6 protein-coding genes are annotated in these 7,803 nt (G+C 71.9%); all 6 read right to left on the bottom strand.

The window, feature by feature from the left end; translation table 11 throughout:
• Window positions 1–290 precede the first annotated feature (290 nt).
• Window positions 291–1,172, bottom strand: a complete 882-nt coding sequence (locus tag ACWD4A_RS29455) for an ABC transporter permease (RefSeq protein WP_451198577.1) — start codon at window positions 1,170–1,172, stop codon at window positions 291–293.
• Window positions 1,159–2,115, bottom strand: coding sequence for an ATP-binding cassette domain-containing protein (locus ACWD4A_RS29450; protein WP_451198575.1), 957 nt, complete (start codon window positions 2,113–2,115; stop codon window positions 1,159–1,161). The genes ACWD4A_RS29455 and ACWD4A_RS29450 overlap by 14 nt, the downstream gene beginning before the upstream one ends.
• Window positions 2,116–2,124: 9 nt before the next feature.
• Window positions 2,125–3,333 carry a LolA family protein gene (locus tag ACWD4A_RS29445; protein ID WP_451198573.1) on the bottom strand — a complete coding sequence of 403 codons (1,209 nt, stop codon included), beginning with the start codon at window positions 3,331–3,333 and terminating at the stop codon, window positions 2,125–2,127.
• Between the two features lie 452 nt (window positions 3,334–3,785).
• Window positions 3,786–4,796 (bottom strand): polyprenyl synthetase family protein, encoded by a 1,011-nt coding sequence (locus ACWD4A_RS29440; protein WP_451198571.1) that lies wholly within the window; start codon window positions 4,794–4,796, stop codon window positions 3,786–3,788.
• Window positions 4,797–5,082: 286 nt separating this feature from the next.
• A complete protein-coding gene (locus ACWD4A_RS29435; RefSeq protein WP_451198569.1) occupies window positions 5,083–6,285 on the bottom strand; it encodes an FAD-dependent oxidoreductase in 1,203 nt (400 codons plus the stop codon).
• 172 nt (window positions 6,286–6,457) lie between these two features.
• Window positions 6,458–7,711, bottom strand: a complete 1,254-nt coding sequence (locus tag ACWD4A_RS29430) for a carboxylate--amine ligase (protein WP_451198567.1) — start codon at window positions 7,709–7,711, stop codon at window positions 6,458–6,460.
• Window positions 7,712–7,803: the final 92 nt, after the last annotated feature.

Below are 7,803 nucleotides of genomic sequence, written 5' to 3'. Positions count from 1 at the left end.
GGTCGTCGAGCCAGTACGGCCGGGGGGCGGCGTCAGAAAGTGATTGCGCAGGGTTCATGGCACGCGGGGCCATGGGTCTCAGCTCCTTTTTCGGACGGGCTGATTTTGCCGGCGTAGCCCGCAATCTGCGGGCCGTAGGTCAAAGAGCCACGGTCCGCGAAATCCAGCCCGTCCGGCGTTTGAGGACACCGCGCGTCAGCGCGGTTGGGGGTCCGGGGGTCTCCCCCGGTTCGGGAAGGGGCGGGGCTGGGGAAAGCCCGCCGCAGGCGCGAACCGGCCCGCAGCCGAACCTACGACGTCACATCCCGCGTCGTGAACCTCGCCCACGCCGCCGACCCAAAAAACACCGCATACAACACCTGAAGCCGCAAGTTGTCCAGCAACTGATCCCAGTACACCGGCGCCCGCAGCAAATCGGCGAAGCTCAGCCAGTAATGCGGAAAAAGATACGGCTGCACGGCGTGCAACTGCGGGAACTGGTCCATGATCTGCACCGTGATCAGCAGCCCCACCGTCGTGGCCATGGCCGCGATCCCGCTGTTGGTGAGGGTGGAGACGAACAGCCCCAGCGCGGCGATGCCGATCAGCGAGAAGGCGACGGCGCCCGCGATGGCCAGCGCCCGTACCAGCCCCTCGCCGAACGACACGTCCGTGCCGCTGATCAGCGTGACGTCGCCGAGCGGGAACAGCAGCGCCCCCACGGTCAGCGCGGACACCGCGACGACCAGTGTGGCCGCGAGGCAGAAGACCAGCGTCGACGCGTACTTGGCGAGCAGCAGCCGGGTCCGTCCGGCGGGTGCGACGAGGAGGTAGCGCAGCGTCCCGGCGCTCGCCTCGCCCGCTATGGAGTCGCCCGCGACCACGCCGATCGCCATCGGCAGGAAGAACGGCAGGGTCGCGGCGAGGGACGTGAAGACCAGGAAGAGCCCGTTGTTGGTGACCTGGCTGATGAACGCCGGGCCCCCGCCGTCGTGGCCGGGCCCGTCACCGCCACGGGTCTCGATCCGCACGGCGACGCCGACGAGGACCGGTACGGCCGCGAGCACCGCGAGCAGGGCGATCGTCCGCCACCGCCGGAACACCGACCCCACCTCGCTGCGGAACAGCGACAGCTGCCACAGCGGGCTCGGGGTGCGCGCCCCGCCCGTGACCACGGTGTCAGCCCGCGACATCGAAACCCTCCCCGGTGAGCGCCACGAACGCGTCCTCCAGCGAGGCCCGTTCGGTGCCGAAGGCCCGTACCCGCACCCCGGCGTGGACGAGCGCGGCGTTGAGGTCCGCGGGATCGGACTCCCCGGCGGGGAGTTCACCGGTGACGCGGTCGTCCACGGCCACGAGGTCGGTCACACCGTGCTCCTTGAGGACGCGCACGGCGTCCGACGTGTCGGGGGTGGCGACGGCCAGTCGGCCGCGGGCCGACGAGGCCAGCTCCGCGACGGTGCCCTGGGTGAGCAGCCGCCCCTGCGCCATGACCGCCGCGTGCGTGCACACGTGCTCGATCTCGTCGAGGAGGTGCGAGGAGAGGAAGACGGTCGTGCCGTCGGCGGCGAGCTCCCTGACGAGCGCGCGGATCTCCCGCATGCCCTGCGGGTCGAGGCCGTTGGTCGGCTCGTCCAGGACGAGCAGCTCCCGCGGCTGGAGCAGGGCCGCGGCGAGACCGAGGCGCTGCTTCATGCCGAGGGAGTACGCGCGGGCCTTCTTGCCCGCCGCGGCGACGAGGCCCACCCGGTCGAGGGCCGCGTCCACCCGGGCGGCCCGGGTACGGGGGTCGGCGGTCGGATCGGCGGCGTCGAACCGCACGAGGTTGTCGCGCCCCGTCAGGAAGCCGTAGAGCGCCGGGCCCTCGATGAGCGCGCCCACCTTGGGCAGCACCCGGCGGGCGGCCCCCGGCATGGGCCCGCCGAGCACCTCGGCGGAACCGGAGGTCGGCTCGATCAGGCCCATGAGCATCCGGATGGTGGTGGTCTTCCCCGACCCGTTGGGCCCGAGGAAGCCGAAGACGCTCCCGCGCGGCACGACCAGGTCGAGCCGGTCGACGGCAAGCTGGCCACCGCGATAGCGCTTGGTGAGAGCGCTGGTCGCGATGGCCGCCGGTCCCGCCGGGGACTCCTGCACGGGCTCCCCTTAGCCGGCTGCCTTGATCAGCGCTTCCTTGGTGACCGCGCCCGCGTACACCTTGCCGTCGTCCGTCATCAGGACGTTGACCAGGCGGGTGCTGAAGACATGCCCGGAACCGAAGGAACCGGACACCTTGGTGCCCATGCTGTCCAGCAGGGCACCGGCGCCGCCGACGTTCTTGCCGAGGGCACCGCCCTTGACTCCCTTGGCCTTGTCGGCGCCCGCGGGCGCCTTGAACTCGGCGATGGACGTCCAGCTCTTGCCGACCACGTCGAAGCCCGACGGCGCGCCCTGCGCACCCGGGTGACCCTCCGGCCGGCCCTTGTCCGCGCCCCCACCGGACTTGCCCTCGGTGACCTTGGCGCCCTTCGGCGGGGTGAAGTCGAAGGTGCCCGCACCCGGCTTGGCGAAGTCGACCTTGGTGAAGGCCGCGTCGACGACCGCCTTGCCGCCGCTCTTCGGGGTGAGCGTGAACTTCAGCGGCATCCCCGTCTTGGCGTCCACCGCGATACGGACCGCGCCGACCGTCGACTCGGCGGCCTTCGGCTTGATCAGCAGCTGGTAGGCGTCCCGCCCGGCCACCTTGGCCGTGCCGTCGACCGCGACCGAGGTCGTGTCGTCCACCGCGGCGAGGGCCTTCTTGGCCAGCTCCTGCGGCGAGGCGTTCTTGAGGTCCTCCGGTCCGCCGTGCTTCGCGTCGCGCTTCTCGCCCGGGGCGGTCGTGTGGTGGACGGTGTTCGTCCCGCTGTCGTACGCCCAGACCTGGTCGCCGTTGCGGATCAGGCTGTACTCGGCGGCCTTCTCGACGATCGACAGGCGCTGCTTGTCGGGGCCGTCGGCGGCGATCCGCAGCGTGTGCGAACCCGAGGCGAGCTCGGTGAGTTTGGCCTGCGGGGAGGCGTCCGCGCCGCCGCCCTTCCTGCCGTCGCCCAGGGCGCCGAGCGAGGTGCCGCCCGGCAGGGAGGGCAGACCGAGGTCGGTGGTCACCTTCACCGAGCCGGACAGCTGCTGCACGTCCGACTGGGCCACCTTGGCTATCAGGTCCTGCGCGCTGATCTTCGGCAGATCGGGGTCGCCGCTCTTCGCCAGCGCCGGGACGAGCCCGATCGTGGCCGCCGCGACGCCGGCCACCGCGACCGGGACGGCATAGCGGACCGCTTTGCGGCGGGCCGGTGAGCTCTCCTCGGCGACCTGGGTCGGTTCATTCCGTGCCATGTGCCAATACCTCCGTCGTCGGCGCACGCCCCCCGGGCCTCTTTCATTGTGGCCCTGCCGCTGGCTGGTGGAGCAGTCCCAATTCCACCAAAGCCGGCTGCCGCCGGCGTCAGCCGCGGGGAGCACTTTCCCGTACCTCTCGGGTATGACGCGGCGTCACGCCTGCGGCGGGCTTGCAACACGGCTTCGCCGCGTTGTCCTCAATCGCCGGACGGGCTGGATTTACGGACCGTGGCTCTTTGACCTGCGGCCCGCAGGCTTGCGGCCCGCAGATTGCGGACTACGCCGGCAAAATCAGCCCGTCCGGCGATTGAGGACGCGCCCGAAGGGCGCCCCCGCCGCAGGCGGCAGACGGCCCGCAAACTCAAAGCCACGGCCGGCAAACCAGCCCGTCCGGCGTTTGAGGACGCGGCCGCAGGCCGCCCCCGCCGCAGGCGGCGACGGTGAGAAGCTCAACCCGCCCGATGCACAACCGCATCGCAAAGATTCTCCAGCGCCGCCTTCGCATAGCACTCCGGGAGGGGCGCCAGAATGGCCCGCGCCTCCTGCGCGTAGCGGATCGTGTCGCGGCGCGCCTGCTCCAGCGCCGGGTGCGCCCGGAGCCGTCGCAACACCTCCGCGTGCACCGCGTCGTCGCTGAGGTCGCCGTCGAGCAGCTCGCACAGTTCGAGGTCGTCCGCCGAGCCGGTGGCCGCCGCCTGCGCGCGCAGGTGCAGCACGGGCAGCGTGGGGATGCCCTCGCGCAGGTCCGTGCCCGGCGTCTTGCCGGACTCGTGGGAGTCGCTGGCGATGTCGAGGACGTCGTCGGCGAGCTGGAAGGCCGTGCCGAGCCGCTCCCCGTAGTGGGTGAGGATGTCGACGGTGCGCTCGTCCGCACCGGACATCATCGCGCCGTACCGCCCGGAGACGGCGATCAGCGAACCGGTCTTGCCCGCGATGACGTCGAGGTAGTGCTCGATGGGGTCGCGGCCGTCCCGCGGCCCGGCCGTCTCCAGGATCTGACCGGTGACCAGCCGCTCGAACGCCTCCGCCTGGATGCGGACCGCCTCCGGCCCGAGGTCGGCGAGGATGTGCGAGGCCCGGGAGAACAGGAAGTCACCCGTGAGCACGGCCACGGAGTTGCCCCAGCGGGCGTTGGCGCTGTCCACACCGCGCCGCACGTCCGCCTCGTCCATGACGTCGTCGTGGTAGAGCGTGGCCAGGTGGGTGAGCTCGACGACGACCGCCGAGGGCACGATGCCCGGCGCGTACGGGTCGCCGAACTGCGCCGCGAGCATCACCAGCAGTGGCCGGAAACGCTTGCCCCCGGCCCGTACGAGATGCTGGGCCGCCTCGGTGATGAAGGGCACATCGCTCTTGGTCGCCTCGAGGAGGCCCTCCTCGACGGCGGCCAAACCGGCCTGGACATCGGCTTCAAGAGCCTGGTCCCGCACGCTCAGCCCAAAAGGCCCGACGACGGTCACGAGGGGTACTCCTGTCTGCCTGCGAACACGGGGATTGTCGATGTGTCGCTGTCTCCACCGAAAGTCAGCGTATCCGGTCGGCTGTCGATCACCGTGGCCGCCTTCCCGGGTCGGGCGCCCCCACTGCGCTCGCACGCCGCCGCGCGACCTGACGTGTGCCCCGTTTTGTCCTTGGTCACCCCTGCTACCACCCCGGCCCGCGGCCCGCGATCTCCGGACGGGCGGTTTTCGGCCCGCCCGGAGATCGGGGACCGGGGTGCGGGGCAACGGCCCCGCGGGAACCCGGCTAGGACAGCGCGCCCACCGCCCGCGCCAGCCGTGGCGACGCGTACTCGGTGCCGCAGACGAACCGCATCACCGGGCCGTAGCTCGCCGCCGCGGGCAGGCCGGTGAAGAAGAGCCCCTGGACCGACGACCGGTATCCGGCGCCCAGCCGGGGCCCGCCCGCACCCACCGCGAGCCTGGTCCGCAGACCGTGCCCGAGGAAGTCCAGGGCGGCCAGGTCCACCCGGTAGCCGGTCGCGGCGATGACGTGGTCGGCGGCGAGTTCCCCCTCGGTGGCCCCGTCCGCCCCGGCGAGCAGCAGATGCGGACGGCCGTCCTCCACCCGGGTGCGGACGATCCGCTTCCCCTCCGACACCCGGACCTGCCCGATGAAACGGTCCCGCAACCACCAGGCACCGAGCGGCCCCAGCACCCGCTGGACCAGGTACTGCCGGGCCGGCGCCGGAAGATGGCGGAATCCGTCGGCGTGGTACGAGAACGCGTACAGCGACCAGGCCCGCCCGAACGGGGTGTCCGGCTTCAGCGCCGACTGCCCGTCCGGGGCGGCCCCGAAGCGGACCGCGCCCCGCCGCCGGGCGAGCACCCGCACCGAGGCGGCGCCGCCCTCCGCCAGCAGCACGGCGCTCTCCAGCGCCGACTGCCCGGCCCCGACGACCACCACGTCGCGCCCGGCGAACCGCGACAGGTCGGCGTGCTGCGAACTGTGCGAGACCGGACCGGTCACCGACGGGCCGTCGGGCACGGCCGCGGCCAGCTCCGCCGGCAGCCGCGCGAGCCCGCTCAGCCCGGTGGCGACGACCACCGCGCGCGCCGCGAACTGCTCGCCGGAGTCCAGCTTCAGCTCGAAGCCCGTGGACCGCCGGTCCACGGAGACCACCCGCACCTGCTCCAGGTCCGGCACCAGCCGCTCCTGGAACCACAGGCCGTAGCGCGCGAAGATCTCGACCGGGATGGCGTCCCAGTCCGACTCGTAGCGCCGCTCCCCCGTGTCACGGCAGAAGTCGAGCAGCGTGTGCCCCGGCTGCGGGGCGTCGATGTTCGAGGCCACCGGTGTGGACTTCAGCAGCATTCCGGCGGGCATGTGCTCGCGCCAGCTCACCATCGGCGAACCGAAGACACGGGTCGCTATGCCGTGCGCCCTCAGATGGGCGGCGGTCGAGAGACCGTACGGACCGGCCCCGATCACTACGACGGGAAGTGTCACGAGTCCCCTCCCAGGGCGTTGCTCGAAAATCTCGAAACTCGGACTTGCTCGGAGTTGCTCGTACTCGTTCGGACTTGCTCGTACTCGCTCGCACTCACTCGGATCTGCCCGGACCGGACCAGCCCGGACCGGCTCGGATGAGCTCGGATGGGCCCGGCTCGGATGAGCTCGGCTACTCGACGGGAGCGGCGGCCCGCCTGGAGCGCCACAGCTGCCACAGATGCCGCACGCCCGGTCCGACGAACCGGGCGAGCATGGTGAAGAACGGCTTCATGTCGTCGCGGGCGGCCCACGCCAGCTCCGTCCCGCTCGCGCGCGCGGGGGCGTGCGGGGTGGTGTAGCCGCTGCGGCGGTAGGCGGCGAGGGCGGGCAGGTCGATGTTCTCGACGACGAACCGGCGCCCGGCGAGCTGCTCGCCCTCCGGCACCTTCCGCCCGCTCAGGTCCAGGTGCTGGGCCCGTACGACGTCGACGCCCGTCTCGCTCTCGAAGAGCCGGAACTGCGCGCCCATCCGGGGGTTGAAGTCCAGCAGCTTGTACCGGCCGTCCCGGCGGTCGAAGCGCCAGTCGAGGTCGATGATCCCGCAGAAGCCGATCTGCTTGATGAACTGGGCGGCCATGTCCGCCAGTTCGGGGTTGTCGACGACATACGCGTTGGCCGTCATGCCCGCGTGCGGCGGCCAGGAGCGCACCTTGACGCCGGTGAACATCGCCAGCGGCGTGCTCTCCGCGTCGAAGTAGGCGTGCACGATCCAGTCCTCCGCCTGCTCGCGCGGCAGGTACTCCTGGAGGATCACGCCCGGCGCGGGGCCCCAGCCGCGCGCCAGGGCCAGCAGCTCGCGGGGGCCGCCGATGCGGGTCGTCCCGTGCACGGCGGGCCTGCGGCGGCGCTCGAACGCCTCCCGGTTCTTGGCGACCAGGGGGAAGCGGGCGCGCGCCGCGTACTCCTCGATCTCCTCGTACGAGGCGGGGAACAGGGCCTCCGGGGACGGCACCCCGTGCTCCACGCACAGCTCGTGCAGCCCCTGCTTGCTCGCGAGTCTGCGCGGCAACTCCCGTTCCACCGGCGGGAAGAGGAAGCTCCCGGCGAGCTCCGCGGCGTGCTCGGCGATGAGCACGGCCGCCTCCTCGTCCGTGGGCAGCAGCACCGCCGGGCGGCCGATGCGCCGCCCGATGCCCAGCAGCCCCTCGACGAGCTCCTCGGCGCCCTCGCGGCCCGTGGTCGGCCAGACGAAACCGCCCCGCAGATAGCGGGAGACGGCGGCGGGCGTCCAGCGGTCCTCGGTGATGGCGTACATCGGGACCCCGAGTCTGCCGAGGCTGCGGATCGCCCCGACCCCGCCATGGTGCAGGGGATAGTTGCCGATCTTGACGATCAGGCCAGGAACGGACCGGTCCGCCGCGATGGGCGTGCTCCTGCTCGCCACCAGCATCCCCCTCGGTCACTCAAGCGCAGCGGCCCCCCCACTGTGCGTGACCCGATTAAGGACGCTACTTCGGAATTACCGCTTCCAGCAAG

This window comes from Streptomyces sp. NPDC002537 (genome assembly GCF_053594975.1).
Note: the sequence above shows the minus strand (reverse complement) of the source record. Positions and strands in the feature narration are given on the sequence as shown.

Bases quoted from the DNA above. Each gene is read 5' to 3' on its own strand.
- ACWD4A_RS29455 (WP_451198577.1), bottom strand. From the start codon at position 1,172: ATGTCGCGGGCTGACACCGTGGTCACGGGCGGGGCGCGCACCCCGAGC.
- ACWD4A_RS29445 (WP_451198573.1), bottom strand. From the start codon at position 3,333: ATGGCACGGAATGAACCGACCCAGGTCGCCGAGGAGAGCTCACCGGCC.